This window comes from Staphylococcus pasteuri, assembly GCF_030547725.1.
In the GTDB taxonomy this organism is placed as follows: Bacteria; Bacillota; Bacilli; order Staphylococcales; family Staphylococcaceae; genus Staphylococcus; species Staphylococcus pasteuri.
Genome location: NZ_JAUOQO010000010.1, coordinates 13,468 through 30,024 on the forward strand (window position 1 = coordinate 13,468; position 16,557 = coordinate 30,024).

Sequence of the window (16,557 nt, forward strand, 5' to 3'; positions counted from 1 at the left end):
AATATTTGTACTTCGACCTTTATTATTAATTATTTATTATTAGGATTATTATTATCAATTGTATCTTTAGCTGTTTCTTCTAAATTATCTTTATGAGATGTTGTAGAATTTGATAAATCATCTTTGTGTTGAGTAGCTTTATCGTTTAATTCTTTTTTAGAATCTTGAGTAGTAGATTTTGCGTTATCTTTTAAATCAGATGAATGTTGATCAACTTTATCTTTAGTTGTATCTTGTAAATCTTGTGTTTTTGTAGTTTTATTATTTGTGTCTTTATTTGCAACTGCTTTATTAGCTTTATTCTTTTTAGAGTTAGTTGTAACTTTTTCGCCACGGCGAATAAAGTATTGAACGATACCCATAAGTAAAGCATAGTAGATAAATAGTGTTACTAAAATAACAATGATTTGAAGTGTTACTAATAAGATTTGAGCAACAGTTTGTGACATACTACCAGTTGCCATTTGTACTAACGTTACTAGTACACGAGTAATAATTGTTATTAGTAAATTAATTAATAAAATACCAATAAAGAATTTCAACCATGTTTTATGACCATTCTTAATTGCTTTAAATCCATCTTTAACACTTGTCATAGCAGATTGTTTTGGATTTTCAGTATATGCTGCAGTGTAATTAATGATTAAAACAAAGAAGAACCAATAAAAGATAGATGTGATAAATCCAACGATTAATGTTACAGCAATTTGGAATGTTAAATATGCTGGCATTGGATTATCCATTTTGCTTAAAGGACCTTGTAAAGCACTAACTAATGGTGAAAGTGCCAAGTTTAATAATTTATTTACAAAATATAAAATGACTGACATGATAACAATCATTAATATTGTAATTAATGCTAGTAATAAACTTTTAGCATAGTGACCTTTTTTAAAGGCGATAAATAAATCAGAGAATTTAACTTTATCTTTTCTGATAGCTCTAGAAATAACATTTATAGCACCAGCTAATAACTGATAACCTAAAAATATAAATAATAAGATGACTAATACAGCTACACCAATAATTGGAATAAGTAATGGTCCTGCTGGTTGACCGAATTGCATCATCATTTGTAATTGCATCATTTGTTGGCCAATCATAGCCATTGCAACTCTACCGACTAAGAAAATGACGATAAAGCTTATTAATGTAAATAATATTGCTTTAAGATTCTGGGGTTTAGCATTCTTAAATGCTAAGTTATAATATTTAAACAAATTTTAAGCACTCCTTTTCGTTAATATAAATACAATATCAAAAATTTGGACTTTTTCAAATTAATATCTAACATAATAGGGTATTAAGTGTTAAAATGTTCTAATGAATTTAATATGAAAGGAGATATCATCATGAAATTTGCAATTATAACTGATGTACATGGTAACTTTGATGCATTAGAAACTGTATTAGATGATATTGATAGTAGAGAAGATATTGAAAAAATTTATAATCTTGGAGATAATATCGGAATCGGACATGAAACAAACAAAGTATTAGACCATATTTTCGATCGCGATGATATGGAAATGATTGCAGGTAATCATGATGAAGCTATTATGTCGGTTGTAAACGGCACTCCTTATCCGGAAGATTTAAAAGATAAGTTTTACGAACATCATCAATGGATTGCTAGCCATTTAGATGAAGAATATTATGAAGAATTAAATCAATTACCTCGATTTATCGAAAAAGAAATTTGCGGTAAAAAAGTGTTATTTATACACTATGAGATTGAAAATGATAAATTATCTTCTCCTATAGATGAAGTACCTTTTAGTCCTATAGTCAAAGATGATGAACAAGAAATGACACAATTATTTGCAGATAAAGATGCAGATTTAATTATTTTTGGTCATAATCACAGATTGCATATGTTTGACGATAAAAATAAAATGTATTTTAATCCAGGTTCTGTTGGATTAAATAACGGTTCAAATGCTGTTTATGGTATTGTTACTATTACAGAAACTGATATTTCAATTGAAAGAGTTAAAGTTGCATTTGATAATGAAGAATTTTTAGAGGGATTTGAAGCTAAACAAGTACCTGCTAGAGATTTTATATTTGATAAATTTATATAAAATAGAAGTTGCCTCTCCACAAGTTAATTTGAAGCATGGAGAGGCAATTTTTTTATTTAATGATGATGTTCTTGACCATGAATGCCTGAACATAATGTCGCGTCATCGTGATCATGATTTGCTGTTTCAAGTTGAATCGTCATATGTTGGATGTTTAAATGCAATAAGTCATGTTCAATTTGCTTAAGTAGTTGTTCTCCTTCTTTGATAGTTAACGTATCAGCAACAACTGCATGACAACTTAAGGCATTTAAATCATTAGAAATAGTCCAAACATGATAATCATGCACACTTTGGATAACGCTATGATTTGTTAGCGACTGTATAATTGCATCTAAATCAACATCGCTAGGTGTTCCTTCCATTAAAATGTTGATTGAAGATTTAGCTATACCATATGCACTTTTTAAAATAATGACGGACACTAAAATACTAGCGATAGGGTCAGCGATAGTCCAACCTAATGTCCAAATCAAAATGGCTGCTACAATCGCACCGATGGAGCCAAATAAGTCACCAAGTACATGTAAAAAAGCGCCTCTCATATTAAGGTTATGTGACGTGTCACCGCTTTTAAACATTAAAATTGCAACTGCAACATTAACGATTAAACCAATTAAACTAATAATAAACATTTCTTTCGATTGTACTTCAGGTGGTGCGAAAAATCGTTTGATTGCTTCTATTACTATTAAAATACTAATGACAAACAACGTCACGCCATTAAAAAGTGCTGCTAATACTTCAAAACGTTTATAGCCATAAGTCTTAGATGTAGTTGCATGTTTTTCTGCATAGATAAATGCGATTAACGCTACAAAAAGTGATAAAGAGTCACTAAACATATGAAAACCATCGGACAGTAATGCAAGACTATTAGCTAAAAAACCACCAATGATTTCTACTAACATAAATAGTCCGATAATAAGAAACGAGATAAATAGAACTTTTTTATTATTTGTGTGTACATGACCATGAGAATGATCATGATGATGTTGTGTTGTCATATTATTTTTCACCTTCTATTGGATGACTCGCATGATGAATAGCTTGCTTTAATAGGGTAGAGACATGTTGATCATCTAAAGAATAAATCATACTTTGACCTTGTCGTTTAGATTTAACTAGGTTGACTGATTTTAATAATTTAAGTTGATGAGAAACATTAGATTGTGATAGGTCTAATGTGTGTGAAATATGCCCTACACTAGATTCACCAGTTGCTAACAATTCCATGATTCTAATACGATTTATATCACTTAAAGCTTTGAAAATATCAGTAACTCTTTCTAATGTTTGATGATGGAATGTTTCAAGTTTACTTTCAGTCATACGAACACCTCTTAATATATGAATACTTGTTCATATATTAATGTACAATGGTTTGAAATTAAGGTCAATAATATAATGGAAGTTTAATTGGATATTTAAGTGGTAAATGAGTTATTACAAGAAATAAAAAGGAGGACGTTGGAATGAGTATATTAGTAATTGGTGCTAACGGTGGCGTAGGTTCTAAATTAGTAGATCAATTAAAAGAAGATAATGTTGACTTTACTGCCGGTGTTAGAAAAGATAAGCAAGTGTCAGAATTAGAAAATAATGACATTAAAGCTCTAAATATTGATGTTGAAAATGATAGTATCGAAGACTTAACAAACAAATTCCAATCATTTGATAAAGTGATTTTCTCTGTTGGTTCAGGTGGAAGTACAGGTGCAGACAAAACTTTTTATGTAGATTTAGATGGTGCTGTTAAAACAATCAAAGCAAGTGAAAAAGCAGGTATCAAACATTATGTTATGGTCTCAACTTATGATTCAAGAAGAGAAGCGTTTGACGCAAGTGGGGATTTAAAACAATATACGATTGCAAAACATTATGCTGATGATTATTTAAGACATTCAGATTTAAATTATACAATTGTACATCCAGGTGGACTCAAAGATGATGCAGGAACTGGAAAAATTAAAGCGGATTTATATTTCGATAGTTATAGCACAATTCCACGTGAAGATGTTGCACGAGTTCTAAAATATGTTGTAACTTCAGATAAATTCAGTAATCAAGAATTCCAAATTTTATCTGGAGAATCAACAATTGAAGATGCTTTAAAAGCATATGAATAATTAATTATAAGTTCAAATTATAATATGACTTAGGGGATATATTACAATCGTCCCCTAAGTTTTTTTATTTATAATAAACATGGAATATTTTTATGATTAAAATGAGGGATTTTATAACTTATCATCATTGCAATATATTGTTATAATAACTAGAACCATTTATTTTATAATAGAATCGTTAATTAAAATATAAAGATAATATTGTTTTGTAAATATTTATCAAAATCAACATAACCATTGAATTATGAATTATGATACAATCACATGTAGTGAGTTGAAATGATTATATAACATTTCAAACTAAAGTAACATATACATATTATTAGAACTTATGTTAGGAGATTTTTATATCACTAACAATTGATTAACATATACAACTAGAGTAATGGAGGTGTAGTAATGCCGCTGTTTTTAAAACCTATTTTTCATGAAAAATTATGGGGTGGTAATAAATTAGAATCATTTGGGTACAATCTTCCTAGCAAACATATTGGAGAATGCTGGGGTATTTCAGCACATCCCAATGGTACCAATGAAATTACCAATGGTCTTTATGCAGGCCAAACATTAGATAAAGTATGGGCAGAGCATCGAGAATTATTCGGTGAATTTCCAAGTAAAGATTTTCCATTGCTCGCAAAGATAGTAGATGCTGAATCGCCTTTATCTATTCACGTACATCCAGATGATTCATATGCTTATGAACATGAAAATGGCCAATATGGTAAATCAGAGTGTTGGTACATTATTGATGCGGAAGAAGGCTCTGAAATTGTTTTAGGGACGACTGCAGAATCTAGAGAAGTTTTTCAACAACAACTAGAACAAGGAACATTTGAAAATGATTTAAAGAAAGTAACAGTTAAGCCTGGCGAATTTTATTTTGTACCAGCTGGAACACTTCATAGTATAGGATCAGGAATTATCGCATATGAAGTGATGCAATCATCTGATATATCCTATCGTATTTATGATTATAAAAGAGCCAAGCATACAGGCGAGTCTAGAGAGTTAAATATACAAAAAGCTTTAGATGTGATGGAATTTAATAGTGATTTACCTAATATTATTCCAGAAAAAGAAATTATAGAAAGTCACCAATGTACGCATATTGTATCTAATGATTTCTTTACTATAGTAAAATGGGAAATTTCTGGCACATTAAATTATATGAAACCACGTGAATTTTGCTTAGTTTCTGTAATTGAAGGCGAAGGTAAACTTATTACAGATGGTGAAGTATTTAATATACAAAAAGGAAGTCATTTTGTATTAACTTCAGAAGATCTCGATAATATATTTGAAGGAGATTTTTCTTTAATTATTAGTTATATATAAACTTATATATTTAATACAAAGGATGTTCATAATTATGAAACAATTTTTATATATTTCTTTATTATGTGGTGTCATTTCAGGTGCAGGTGTGTTTTTTAATATGCCACATTATCCATCATTTATAATACCGAGAATAGTTGCTATTGTGGGAGTTATTAGTGCTATTCTTACAATTCGAGACAAAGAAAGTAGTTTTATGCTATCAATAGGCGGCATAATGATTAATTTGTTACCATTATTAGGCTCATTCCTACCTACACATTAAATAGCATAATAATTTTTATTGATAGTATACACATGCGCAGACTGATGATAAGTGTCATTGGTCTGTTTTTTAATAAAATATGTGAAAATAGTTGTAGTAGCGTCGTTTTGTTAGATATAATAAGGTAATTACAAAAACTTATTTTACATATAATAAGGTGAGGAGATTCGTGATGACAGAAGAAATTAATTACTTTTGGTTAAATTGTGGTTATAATAGGTGGAATCATAATGAACCTTTAGTAGGTCAAACGACATTATTTGAATCAGGTGCGCAATTTAATCCAACTCAAGGATATAGAGCATTTAAAAAAGCTAAAGCTGGAGACCAAGTCATTTTTTATCAAGTTCAAACTGATACAGGGCTACTTGGTTTTGGTGAAATCATTAGTGTCCAAGCTGGCGCCCAAAATAAAATTAGAGTTGAATTTCGTTTTAATGAAGTACTAAAACCTTTAACAACTGATTATTTAAAACGAAGCGAAGCGTTAGATTTTCGTATGAGTAATATGAAAGAAACGTTATTTAATCAAATTAGAAAAGAAGAATTTGATTTAATCATTCAACTTGGAAAAGGCGAAACAAAAATACCGCGTTATTTCTTTATGTCTGAAACTGAAGATTTTGAACCTGGTAAAAATTATACTATTTTTACTCACACATATAATGGCATTAAAAGAAATGGATATCATTTTTACACACAATTAGAAGTTGGAGATAATGTAATTATTTACAATAAATACCAAAACCAATCTGTTATAGGTATTGGTGAGGTTTCTAGACACATACATGAAAAGCCACCAATTCCTGGTAGAACTAATAGTACGGCAATTGAAATCATGTTTGGTAAACATATTACGCCAATTTCATTGAGTTATTTAAATAAACACCCTAAACTTAAAAACTTATATTTTCTTCAAGAAAATGCAAAACAAGCTATTGCAAGTATGTCACAAGTACAATATGACGCTATTTTAGAAATGAGCGATAATAATGGTATTAAAAATCCATTTGAAACTGTAGAAAAATCTCATTTATTAGAAGAAAACCAACAAGAAAATACACTTAAACCATTTATTTTATTAGTAGTTGATAAAAAAGAAGAGGGCTTAAAAGCCGCTAATGATTTATTACAAAAAACAAATGCTAATCCTATCATTACAACAGGCCATCCGGATTTTAGTGAAGATATGCTATACGGTAAGTATTTACCTAATGAAAGTGGCGCTCTATACTATCGTGAAGGTTTTATAACTCAAAATATGCCTAAAAAAGATAAAAGTTACCTTGTTATTGATAACTTTAATAGAATCGATCCAGATATATTCCAAACATATATTAACGTACTAGAAGGTTATGAAGTAACATTGCCTAGATATAATAAAGAAGGTAATATGATTAAATGGTCTAAAGACAAAGACTCATTTTATCATTTTAACCCGAATTGGCATATTATAGGTGTCACATACGACACTTTAGAAGAAATACAAGAGAAGTATACACAACAATTCTTAAAATATACTAGAATTGTGAAGGTTAACCAAGATTAATAATAAGTTGATTTTATGGAGTCGTTCAACTATTGCCATTCAAGTTATGTAACGGTAATTAGTAGATTTTCATAAAATCAACTTATTTTTTGTATATGAAAGGCTTAATTTGGTTTATAAATTTTCAAATAGGAAAAATGAGTAATGAGAAAGTAAGGAGTGGTGTTTAATATGGCAATTATTTATTATGATGGCAATTGTGTATATTGTTATAACTATGCAATATGGCTAATCCAAAATGGATTATCACATAAATACGAATTTGCTACTTTAGAAGGTGACTATGGTCAAAAATTATTTGATAAACATCCAGAAGCAAAAAATAGAAATAGTGTGATAGTTCTAGATGGTGATCATTTGGAATATCAATCAACAGCAATAGCATCATTAATTACATCTTTACCAAATCAGTATAAATTGTTAGGCGTACTATTGCGTATTATTCCTAAACCAATTAGGAATTTCGGTTATCAATTATTTGCAAATAATAGAGATAAAATGTGGAAGACACATTGGCATAAACCAAATGATTATGAGGCATCATTCTTTTTAGATAATAATCAAAAGATTAAATTAGTTCATTCTCAATTATAAACGACTAATTGAGAATGAAAATATTAGTTAAATTAAAAACAAATGTATTTTCAGTTTTTAAATATGTTTTATTGGGGTAATATAAATGTGAAAGGTTTATGAACTAGATTAGAATTATTATAAATTAAAGTGTCATATTCCTTTACAGATTATAATAATTCTAATATAATATATGTACAATCAATAAAACGATAACTCAAAGGAGCGTATATTAATATGGCAAATAATCAAGAAGTAGTAAAAGAATTAAATCAACAAGTTGCAAACTGGACTGTAGCGTATACTAAACTTCACAATTTCCATTGGTATGTAAAAGGACCTAACTTCTTCTCATTACATGTTAAATTTGAAGAACTATATAATGAAGCAGCACAATATGTTGACGATTTAGCAGAACGTATTTTAGCAGTAGGCGGTAACCCTGTTGGTACTATGAAAGAAAGTTTAGATATGTCAATTATTGATGAAGCAGGAAAAGGTTATGCTGCTGAACAAATGGTAGAAGAATTATCTAAAGACTTTACAAACATTTCTAATCAATTAGAAAAAGCTATCAAAGTTGCTGGCGAAGCTGGTGACGATGTTTCTGAAGATATGTTTATCGGTATGCAAACATCAGTAGATAAACATAATTGGATGTTACAATCTTACCTTGGTAAATAATGACGATTAAGAAAAGCATGGTTTGACGATGAACCATGCTTTTTAATATTAAACTAATAATAGTAATATTCTTGAGGTTATAAAAAGAGATTAAGTGTTATCTATGGAAGACATCACTTAATCTCTATTTTTTATGTTTTAATTATTCGGCAATTTCAAGTGCTATTTCCATCATTTGAGTAAATGAAGTTTGACGTTCTTCAGCTGTTGTAGCTTCATCTCTTAAAATGTGGTCACTAACAGTAAATACGCCTAATGCTTTTTTGCCAGCATGAATAGCATTTAAATATAAACCTGCTGATTCCATTTCAATACCTAAAATGCCCATTTTCTTCCATGCATCATTAAATTTATCATCTGCATTATAGAATGTGTCTGATGATAATACGTTACCAACATGTGATACAGCACCAATTTTGTCAGCTGCTTGTTTGGCTTTAGTAACTAAATCAAAGTCAGCAATCGGCGCAAAATGACCTGGAATGTGATACTGATCTACATAATTTGAGTTAGTTGAAGCGGCTTGTGCAATGATGACATCATATAAATTAACGTTTTCTTGCAAGGCACCACATGAACCTACACGAATGATTGTTTCAACATCAAAGAAATTGAATAATTCATAAGAATAAATTCCAATGCTAGGAATACCCATACCAGAACCCATTACTGAAATTTCTTTTCCTTTATAAGTTCCTGTGTATCCAAACATATTACGTACTTCATTAAATTGTTCAACATTTTCTAAAAAGTTATCTGCAATATATTTTGCACGAAGAGGATCTCCGGGCATTAATACAGTTTTAGCGATTTTTACTCCATTTGGTTGAATATGAGGTGTACCATTTGTCATTTGTCATCTTCTCCTTAATTACTTAATCATATTTAAGATAACATTTGTTTAATTTTTTTGCTAATTTTTGTACTATATATATGAAGGGTATGTTTATTGAATACATTCGCTTAACATAGAAAAATATAGAGTTTGTATTCAATGTAAATAAGTGAGGAGGACCTTTTAATGAATTATGCAAAATTTATAGATCACACACAATTAAAGCCTGAATCAACACGTGAACAAATTGATAAAATTATTAATGAAGCAAAAGAATATGGCTTCAAATCGATTTGTGTAAATCCAACACATGTTAAGTATTCAGCTGAACAATTAAAAGGAACTGACGTACTCGTTTGTACGGTAATTGGCTTTCCACTTGGTGCATCAACTAAAGAAGTAAAAGCGTTTGAAACTAAAAATGCCATTGAAAATGGTGCTTCTGAAATAGACATGGTTATTAATATTGGTGCATTAAAAGATGGTCGATTAGATGAAGTAAAGGATGATATTGAAAGTGTTGTAAAAGCATCAAATGGTAAAACAGTAAAAGTCATAATTGAAACTGTATTATTAACTGATGAAGAAAAAGTAACAGCTTGCAAAATTGCAAAAGAAGCTGGTGCAGACTTTGTAAAAACATCTACTGGTTTTGCTGGTGGAGGCGCTACAGCTTCTGATGTTAAATTAATGAAAGATACTGTAGGAGAAGCATTAGAAGTAAAAGCATCTGGTGGTGTTCGAAATTTAGAAGATTTTAATAATATGCTAGAAGCTGGTGCTACACGTATTGGAGCTAGTGCTGGTGTACAAATTATCCAAGGCTTAGAGTCTGATTCAAACTATTAAATCATTTCAGCAAAGTAAATCATATTAAATCAAGAAACAACCATCTAAAAGGAGGCTTTGTTTATGAGAATGATAGATATAATTGAAAAGAAACGTGACGGGTATGCATTAACAAAAGAAGAAATAGACTTTTTCATTAAAGGTTATACGAATGGCGATATTCCTGATTATCAAGCATCTAGTTTGGCAATGGCTATTTTCTTCCAAGATATGACTGAAGAAGAACGTGCAAATTTAACTATGTCAATGGTAAATTCAGGCGATGTCATTGATTTATCAAATATTGATGGAATTAAAGTAGATAAGCATTCAACAGGTGGTGTTGGTGATACTACTACACTAGTATTAGCTCCTTTAGTGGCTTCAGTAGGTGTACCAGTCGCGAAAATGAGTGGACGAGGATTAGGACATACTGGTGGTACAATTGATAAACTTGAATCAGCAAAAGGTTTCCATGTTGAATTATCAGAAGATGAATTTGTTAAACTTGTTAATGAAAACCAAGTAGCCGTTATGGGACAATCGGGTAATTTGACTCCTGCAGATAAAAAATTATATGCATTAAGAGATGTCACAGGAACAGTCAACTCTATTCCTTTAATAGCATCTTCTATAATGAGTAAGAAAATTGCGGCTGGTGCCGATGCAATAGTTTTAGATGTTAAAACTGGTAGCGGCGCATTCATGAAAACGATTGAAGATGCAGAAGCTTTAGCCCATGCTATGGTACGAATTGGAAATAATGTAGGTAGAAATACGATGGCAATTATTTCAGACATGAGCCAGCCACTGGGTAATGCTATTGGTAATGGTTTAGAATTAAAAGAGGCTATTGAAACATTAAAAGGTCAAGGTCCAGATGACTTAACGGAATTAGTACTTACTCTAGGATCACAAATGGTAGTACTTGCTAAACAAGCATCAACACTTGATGAAGCACGTGAATATCTAACACAATCTATTGAATCCGGTAAAGCATTGGAAAAATTTAAATCATTTATTAGTAATCAGGGTGGCGATGCTTCTATTGTCGATCATCCAGAAAATCTTGCTAATGCAAAATTTAAAATTGATTACGCTGCAAAACAAGATGGCTATATAACAGAAATGATTGCAAATGAGATAGGTGTTGCATCAATGATGTTAGGTGCCGGTAGACAGACTAAAGAAGATGTGATTGATTTAAGTGTTGGCATAGTATTAAATAAAAAAGTTGGCGACAAAGTCAAAGCCGGTGAATCTATATTGACGATTCATAGTAATAAAGAAAATATTGATGATATATTTGATAAATTGAATGAAAGTATTAGAATTGATAGTGAAAGTCATACACCAACATTAATTCACAAAATAATTACGGAGTAGGAGATGTAAATAATGACTACACCATTTAAAAGGGTTCATCTTATTGTAATGGACTCGGTAGGTATAGGAGAAGGACCTGACGCTGCAGCATTTAATGATGAAGGCTCACACACTTTAAAACATACACTTGAAGGATTTAATCAGTCATTACCTAACTTAGAAAAATTAGGTCTTGGCAATATTGATTCTTTACCAGTTGTCTCTAAAGTTGACCAACCACAAGCTTTTTACACAAAGTTAAGTGAAGCATCAGTTGGAAAAGATACAATGACTGGTCATTGGGAAATTATGGGATTAAATATTATGCAACCATTTAAAGTATATCCTAATGGATTTCCAGATGAATTAGTTGAAGAAATAGAAAGAATGACTGGTCGTAAGGTTGTTGCCAATAGACCCGCTTCAGGTACACAAATCATTGATGAGTGGGGAGAACACCAAATGAAAACTGGCGATTTAATCGTCTATACTAGTGCAGACCCAGTACTTCAAATTGCTGCACATGAAGATATTATCCCACTTGAAGAACTATACGATATTTGTGAAAAGGTTAGAGAATTAACAAAAGATCCTAAATATTTAATCGGTAGAATTATAGCACGTCCATATGTTGGTGAACCAGGTAACTTTACACGTACCTCTAATCGACATGACTATGCATTAAAACCATTTGGTAAAACTGTTATGAATTCATTGAAAGAAAACAATTACGATGTTATCGCTATCGGTAAAATTAATGATATTTATGATGGTGAAGGCGTTACAGAAGCTATTCGTACTAAAAGTAATATGGACGGTATGGATCAATTAATAAATGTAGTTAAAAAAGATTTCAATGGTATAAGCTTTTTAAATTTAGTTGACTTTGATGCGCTTTATGGACATCGACGCGATAAACCAGGTTATGCTCAAGCGATTAAAGACTTCGACGAAAGATTACCTGAACTCATCGAAAATTTAAATGAAGATGATTTAGTTATTATAACAGCAGATCATGGTAATGACCCAACAGCAGACGGCACAGACCATACGAGAGAATATATACCAGTATTAATGTTTAGTCCAAAAATTAAGGACTATCATGAATTACCAGGTGATACAACATTTAGCTCAATTGGGGCTACAATTGCAGATAATTTCAACGTAGAATTACCCGAATATGGAAAAAGTTATTTAAAAGAAATGGGAGTGGAACACGAATGAAATTATTAAGATGGACTTTAGGTTTAGTATTTGGATCAGCAGGTGTACTACATTTTACACATGAAAGAAATTTTAGAACGATTGTTCCTGATTATTTACCATTACAAAAGACAGCGGTTCTTGTCACTGGTGTATTTGAAATATTCTTTGGTGTAGCTTTATTAATTAAACGCCCAGCAAGTTGGTTGAAAAAAGGTATTAATTTATTCCTATTAGCAGTTTTACCAGCTAATGTTTATATGGCTAGAAAGAAATTACCACTAGGAGATAAACAAGTACCAGCATGGGCTTTATGGTTAAGACTACCTCTACAATTCGTTATTATGGGGTTAGTTAAAAAATTATAATAATAGCAATATGTAAAAAAAGACGTTATCCATTTTAGGATAACGTCTTTTCTTTATGATTAAGTTTATTATTTACCTTCTCCAAATACATCATGCCATTGGTCACGTTTATCTAAGAATGCTTGTGCAATTTCTTTTGCACCTTCAAGTGAATGGCTTGCAGCCCAACCACATTGAACTTCATTACATGCAGGAACTTCAGTTGCATTTAAAACATCGTTTAATGTTTTTTCAACTATGTTTAATACATCATCATAATCATCGTGATTAATGAATGATACATAGAAACCAGTTTGACAACCCATTGGACTTAAATCAACAACTTTATCTGTATGATTTCTAATATTTTCAGCCATTAAATGTTCTAAAGAATGTAATCCAGGCATTTCCATATGATCTTTATTTGGTTGTTTGAAGCGAATATCATATTTATTAATTTTATCGCCATTTAAGCCTTCCATAGTACCTGCTAATCTAATAAATGGTGCTACCACTTTAGTGTGATCTAAATTGAAACTTTCTACGTTCATTTTTGCCATTATATTACCCTCCTTGAATATACGTACAAACTCATTTAATGAATAACTAAATTGTAACAATACTATTTTGTTTTTACAATTTTAAGATAAGAATGATTAATGGTTAAATTACAAGTTTGAATTGTAAGAAAATTGTGTAAACATTAATAAATGTAATGACATTTAAAAGTAAATCCGATAAAATGAGTAATAATTAATTGAACGATAAAGTTTATGGGTATCTTTAGAAAGATAGTGGATTAGTAGAATGGGAGTTTGGTAATATGAGCGAAAAGCAAAATATATTAGATTATATTGAAAATAATAAATACGAATATGTAGAAATGAGTCATCGCATACATGAAAGACCAGAACTAGGAAATGAAGAAATTTTTGCATCTAGAACATTGATTGATACATTAAAAGCAAATGGTTTTGAAATCGAAACTGATATTGCAGGACATGCTACAGGTTTTATAGCAACATATGAATCTGATAAAGAAGGACCAGTGATTGGTTTCTTAGCAGAATATGATGCATTACCCGGTTTAGGACATGCTTGCGGTCACAATATTATAGGAACTGCAAGTACATTAGGTGGTATTGCTTTAAAACAAGTTATTGATCATATAGGTGGTTCTGTAGTTGTTTTAGGTTGCCCAGCAGAAGAAGGTGGAGAGAATGGTAGTGCCAAAGCCTCTTACGTTAAAGCAGGCATAATAGATGATATTGATATTGCTTTAATGGTACATCCTGGCAACGAAACTTATAGAACGATTAATACACTTGCAGTAGATGTATTAGATGTGAAATTTTACGGAAAAAGCGCGCATGCATCTGAAAATGCAGATGAAGCACTTAATGCATTAGATGCAATGATTTCTTATTTCAATGGTGTAGCGCAACTTAGACAACATATTAAAAAAAGTCAGCGTGTTCATGGTGTGATTTTAGATGGCGGTAAAGCTGCCAATATCATCCCTGACTTTACACATGCACGATTTTATACAAGAGCCACTTCAAGAAAAGAGCTAGACGTATTAACTGAAAAGGTTAAACAAATTGCACGTGGAGCTGCTATTCAAACGGGTTGCGACTATGAATTTGGTCCTATTCAAAATGGAGTGAATGAACTTATTAAATCTCCTAAATTAGATGATTTATTTGAGAAATACGCAACTGAAATGGGAGAAGCGGTCATTGATGATGATTTTGGTTATGGTTCTACAGATACTGGTAATGTCAGCCATGTAGTTCCAACAATACATCCCCATATTAAAATTGGTTCTAGAAATCTTGTAGGTCATACGCATCGTTTTAGAGAAGCGGCAGCAAGTTTACAAGGGGATCAAGCATTAATTAAAGGGGCAAAAATTATGGCATTAATGGGTTTAGAATTAATAAATGATACGTCGTTATTCAATGAAATTGTTGAAGAACATCATCATATGAAGGGACATGTGAAATAATGAGTGAAAATGTATATAGTCCAAAATTAACTTTAAGTGATTTATACCAGGATAATGTAGTATATACTTCTAGACCTTCATACATTTCTAACCCATGGCTTAAACCAGATGAACATCAGTCTAATTTTTTAACAGGGCGAGAATTACTTATTGCGAATCAGTTTCCCGTTATAGTGCATGAAGCAAGTGTAACTGATAAGCTAGAGAAATTATTTGAAGAGGTAGGAAAACGTATTCCACCAAGTATTTATAAGTTTAGTGATCAACAAACATATGAATCATTAATTAAAAAATTAGCACATGAAGAAAGAAAAAAGATATATTTTCAATATATACATGACGAAGATGTACTTGAAAAATCATACTACGCTTTAAACAAAGATGTATTTGTAGCTTTGAATAATAAAGCAAGAATACCAGAATGGACGAATGGTAAATATCTTCCTCAAAGAGAAATTATACCTATAGAGCAATTCGATGAAGCTATAGAACATTGGAATTATCCATTTGTTATTAAACCGGGAGACGATTTACCAACTGCTGGTGGATACGGAGTGATGATTTGTTATAATAATCAAGATTTAGCTAAGGCTAAAAAACGTATTAAAGATGCAACTGAAGCTACAGAACAATTAATCATTGAACAAAAAATTGAAGCTGTTCAAAATTACTGTGTTCAATTTGCTTATTCAGAAGATATAGGGATTCAATATTTAGGAACAGCTAGACAATTAACCAATGAATATGGCTTTTATAATGGTAATGAAAACGTTGAAGATGTACCACAACACGTCATTGATGCTGGTAGAGAGATTATGTCAATAGGAGTAAGTTTAGGCTTCTTCGGTGTGGCAGGGTTTGACTTGTTATTAGATGAACATAATGATGTTTACGCAATAGATTTAAACTTTAGACAAAATGGTTCTACTAGTATGTTATTACTAGCTGATGAATTAACTAATGGATACCATAAATTTTATAGTTACTTTTCTGATGGTAATAATGACCATTTCTTTAACACTATTCTTAGATACGTGAAAAAAGGAGTATTATATCCATTATCTTATTACGACGGTGACTGGTACGGCGTCAATAAAGTCAATTCAAGATTTGGATGTATATGGCATGGTAAAGATAAAGCATATATTCAACAAATGGAAGAAGCATTTTTAAATGATTTAAAAGTTAAATAAAATAGCGACCCTTGAATTTTAAGTACAATAGCTTAATTTTCAAGGGTATTTTATAAAAAAGAAACACTAATAATATCATTAATTAGTATAAATGATTAATCCAATCAATGAATAAGTACGGTATAGCATCATCGCTCTGTTGACTAACGAAAATGA

General features: G+C 30.8%; 18 protein-coding genes. 13 read left to right on the top strand and 5 right to left on the bottom strand.

What is annotated here, in order from left to right:
- Nucleotides 1–29 precede the first annotated feature (29 nt).
- Nucleotides 30–1,220 carry a YtxH domain-containing protein gene (locus Q4528_RS10785; RefSeq protein ID WP_303521530.1) on the bottom strand — a complete coding sequence of 397 codons (1,191 nt, stop codon included), beginning with the start codon at nucleotides 1,218–1,220 and terminating at the stop codon, nucleotides 30–32.
- A gap of 132 nt (nucleotides 1,221–1,352) precedes the next feature.
- On the opposite strand from Q4528_RS10785, the gene Q4528_RS10790 reads away from it, so the two are divergent.
- The gene (locus Q4528_RS10790; RefSeq protein ID WP_017637000.1) at nucleotides 1,353–2,084 is read left to right on the top strand and encodes a metallophosphoesterase family protein; all 732 of its coding nucleotides are present in this window, start codon (nucleotides 1,353–1,355) and stop codon (nucleotides 2,082–2,084) included.
- A gap of 56 nt (nucleotides 2,085–2,140) precedes the next feature.
- On the opposite strand, the gene czrB is transcribed toward Q4528_RS10790, so the two are convergent.
- Both czrB and Q4528_RS10800 read right to left on the bottom strand, forming a co-directional pair.
- Complete coding sequence (gene czrB, locus Q4528_RS10795; RefSeq protein ID WP_046466890.1) at nucleotides 2,141–3,091, bottom strand: CDF family zinc efflux transporter CzrB; 951 nt, start codon at nucleotides 3,089–3,091, stop codon at nucleotides 2,141–2,143.
- 1 nt (nucleotide 3,092) lies between these two features.
- Entirely contained in the window at nucleotides 3,093–3,416 is a 324-nt protein-coding gene (locus tag Q4528_RS10800; protein WP_017637002.1) for an ArsR/SmtB family transcription factor, read from the bottom strand.
- 143 nt (nucleotides 3,417–3,559) lie between these two features.
- On the opposite strand from Q4528_RS10800, the gene Q4528_RS10805 reads away from it, so the two are divergent.
- The 6 genes from Q4528_RS10805 to Q4528_RS10830 all read left to right on the top strand — a co-directional run bounded on the left by Q4528_RS10805 (nucleotide 3,560) and on the right by Q4528_RS10830 (nucleotide 8,622).
- A complete protein-coding gene (locus tag Q4528_RS10805) occupies nucleotides 3,560–4,213 on the top strand; it encodes an SDR family oxidoreductase (RefSeq protein ID WP_046466891.1) in 654 nt (217 codons plus the stop codon).
- A gap of 399 nt (nucleotides 4,214–4,612) precedes the next feature.
- Nucleotides 4,613–5,551 (top strand): type I phosphomannose isomerase catalytic subunit, encoded by a 939-nt coding sequence (locus Q4528_RS10810; RefSeq protein WP_046466892.1) that lies wholly within the window; start codon nucleotides 4,613–4,615, stop codon nucleotides 5,549–5,551.
- 34 nt (nucleotides 5,552–5,585) lie between these two features.
- On the top strand, nucleotides 5,586–5,816 hold the full coding sequence (locus tag Q4528_RS10815; protein ID WP_017637005.1) for a hypothetical protein: 231 nt from the start codon (nucleotides 5,586–5,588) through the stop codon (nucleotides 5,814–5,816).
- Nucleotides 5,817–5,988: 172 nt separating this feature from the next.
- The gene (locus Q4528_RS10820) at nucleotides 5,989–7,365 is read left to right on the top strand and encodes an EVE domain-containing protein (protein ID WP_017637006.1); all 1,377 of its coding nucleotides are present in this window, start codon (nucleotides 5,989–5,991) and stop codon (nucleotides 7,363–7,365) included.
- A 171-nt stretch (nucleotides 7,366–7,536) separates the two neighbouring features.
- Nucleotides 7,537–7,959, top strand: coding sequence for a thiol-disulfide oxidoreductase DCC family protein (locus Q4528_RS10825; RefSeq protein ID WP_046466894.1), 423 nt, complete (start codon nucleotides 7,537–7,539; stop codon nucleotides 7,957–7,959).
- A gap of 216 nt (nucleotides 7,960–8,175) precedes the next feature.
- Entirely contained in the window at nucleotides 8,176–8,622 is a 447-nt protein-coding gene (locus Q4528_RS10830) for a Dps family protein (RefSeq protein WP_017636802.1), read from the top strand.
- Nucleotides 8,623–8,764: 142 nt separating this feature from the next.
- On the opposite strand, the gene deoD is transcribed toward Q4528_RS10830, so the two are convergent.
- On the bottom strand, nucleotides 8,765–9,475 hold the full coding sequence (deoD, locus tag Q4528_RS10835) for a purine-nucleoside phosphorylase (RefSeq protein ID WP_017636801.1): 711 nt from the start codon (nucleotides 9,473–9,475) through the stop codon (nucleotides 8,765–8,767).
- A 168-nt stretch (nucleotides 9,476–9,643) separates the two neighbouring features.
- On the opposite strand from deoD, the gene deoC reads away from it, so the two are divergent.
- The 4 genes from deoC to Q4528_RS10855 all read left to right on the top strand — a co-directional run bounded on the left by deoC (nucleotide 9,644) and on the right by Q4528_RS10855 (nucleotide 13,221).
- Nucleotides 9,644–10,306, top strand: coding sequence for a deoxyribose-phosphate aldolase (deoC, locus tag Q4528_RS10840; protein WP_046466895.1), 663 nt, complete (start codon nucleotides 9,644–9,646; stop codon nucleotides 10,304–10,306).
- A gap of 63 nt (nucleotides 10,307–10,369) precedes the next feature.
- A complete protein-coding gene (locus Q4528_RS10845) occupies nucleotides 10,370–11,671 on the top strand; it encodes a pyrimidine-nucleoside phosphorylase (protein WP_046466896.1) in 1,302 nt (433 codons plus the stop codon).
- A gap of 12 nt (nucleotides 11,672–11,683) precedes the next feature.
- Nucleotides 11,684–12,874 carry a phosphopentomutase gene (gene deoB / locus Q4528_RS10850; protein WP_017636798.1) on the top strand — a complete coding sequence of 397 codons (1,191 nt, stop codon included), beginning with the start codon at nucleotides 11,684–11,686 and terminating at the stop codon, nucleotides 12,872–12,874.
- On the top strand, nucleotides 12,871–13,221 hold the full coding sequence (locus tag Q4528_RS10855; protein WP_017636797.1) for a DoxX family protein: 351 nt from the start codon (nucleotides 12,871–12,873) through the stop codon (nucleotides 13,219–13,221). The genes deoB and Q4528_RS10855 overlap by 4 nt, the downstream gene beginning before the upstream one ends.
- Nucleotides 13,222–13,289: 68 nt before the next feature.
- Here the strand turns inward: Q4528_RS10855 and Q4528_RS10860 are convergent, their stop codons facing one another.
- Nucleotides 13,290–13,760, bottom strand: a complete 471-nt coding sequence (locus tag Q4528_RS10860) for an S-ribosylhomocysteine lyase (RefSeq protein ID WP_017636796.1) — start codon at nucleotides 13,758–13,760, stop codon at nucleotides 13,290–13,292.
- Between the two features lie 263 nt (nucleotides 13,761–14,023).
- Between Q4528_RS10860 and Q4528_RS10865 the strand changes: the two genes are divergently transcribed.
- Both Q4528_RS10865 and ldmS read left to right on the top strand, forming a co-directional pair.
- On the top strand, nucleotides 14,024–15,208 hold the full coding sequence (locus Q4528_RS10865; RefSeq protein WP_017636795.1) for a M20 family metallopeptidase: 1,185 nt from the start codon (nucleotides 14,024–14,026) through the stop codon (nucleotides 15,206–15,208).
- The gene (gene ldmS, locus Q4528_RS10870; protein WP_046466897.1) at nucleotides 15,208–16,401 is read left to right on the top strand and encodes an L-aspartate--L-methionine ligase LdmS; all 1,194 of its coding nucleotides are present in this window, start codon (nucleotides 15,208–15,210) and stop codon (nucleotides 16,399–16,401) included. The genes Q4528_RS10865 and ldmS overlap by 1 nt, the downstream gene beginning before the upstream one ends.
- Nucleotides 16,402–16,557: the final 156 nt, after the last annotated feature.

Bases quoted from the DNA above. Each gene is read 5' to 3' on its own strand.
- Q4528_RS10790 (WP_017637000.1), top strand. From the start codon at position 1,353: ATGAAATTTGCAATTATAACTGATGTACATGGTAACTTTGATGCATTA.
- czrB (WP_046466890.1), bottom strand. From the start codon at position 3,091: ATGACAACACAACATCATCATGATCATTCTCATGGTCATGTACACACA.
- Q4528_RS10800 (WP_017637002.1), bottom strand. From the start codon at position 3,416: ATGACTGAAAGTAAACTTGAAACATTCCATCATCAAACATTAGAAAGA.
- Q4528_RS10805 (WP_046466891.1), top strand. From the start codon at position 3,560: ATGAGTATATTAGTAATTGGTGCTAACGGTGGCGTAGGTTCTAAATTA.
- Q4528_RS10810 (WP_046466892.1), top strand. From the start codon at position 4,613: ATGCCGCTGTTTTTAAAACCTATTTTTCATGAAAAATTATGGGGTGGT.
- Q4528_RS10815 (WP_017637005.1), top strand. From the start codon at position 5,586: ATGAAACAATTTTTATATATTTCTTTATTATGTGGTGTCATTTCAGGT.
- Q4528_RS10820 (WP_017637006.1), top strand. From the start codon at position 5,989: ATGACAGAAGAAATTAATTACTTTTGGTTAAATTGTGGTTATAATAGG.
- Q4528_RS10825 (WP_046466894.1), top strand. From the start codon at position 7,537: ATGGCAATTATTTATTATGATGGCAATTGTGTATATTGTTATAACTAT.
- Q4528_RS10830 (WP_017636802.1), top strand. From the start codon at position 8,176: ATGGCAAATAATCAAGAAGTAGTAAAAGAATTAAATCAACAAGTTGCA.
- deoD (WP_017636801.1), bottom strand. From the start codon at position 9,475: ATGACAAATGGTACACCTCATATTCAACCAAATGGAGTAAAAATCGCT.
- deoC (WP_046466895.1), top strand. From the start codon at position 9,644: ATGAATTATGCAAAATTTATAGATCACACACAATTAAAGCCTGAATCA.
- Q4528_RS10845 (WP_046466896.1), top strand. From the start codon at position 10,370: ATGAGAATGATAGATATAATTGAAAAGAAACGTGACGGGTATGCATTA.
- deoB (WP_017636798.1), top strand. From the start codon at position 11,684: ATGACTACACCATTTAAAAGGGTTCATCTTATTGTAATGGACTCGGTA.
- Q4528_RS10855 (WP_017636797.1), top strand. From the start codon at position 12,871: ATGAAATTATTAAGATGGACTTTAGGTTTAGTATTTGGATCAGCAGGT.
- Q4528_RS10860 (WP_017636796.1), bottom strand. From the start codon at position 13,760: ATGGCAAAAATGAACGTAGAAAGTTTCAATTTAGATCACACTAAAGTG.
- Q4528_RS10865 (WP_017636795.1), top strand. From the start codon at position 14,024: ATGAGCGAAAAGCAAAATATATTAGATTATATTGAAAATAATAAATAC.
- ldmS (WP_046466897.1), top strand. From the start codon at position 15,208: ATGAGTGAAAATGTATATAGTCCAAAATTAACTTTAAGTGATTTATAC.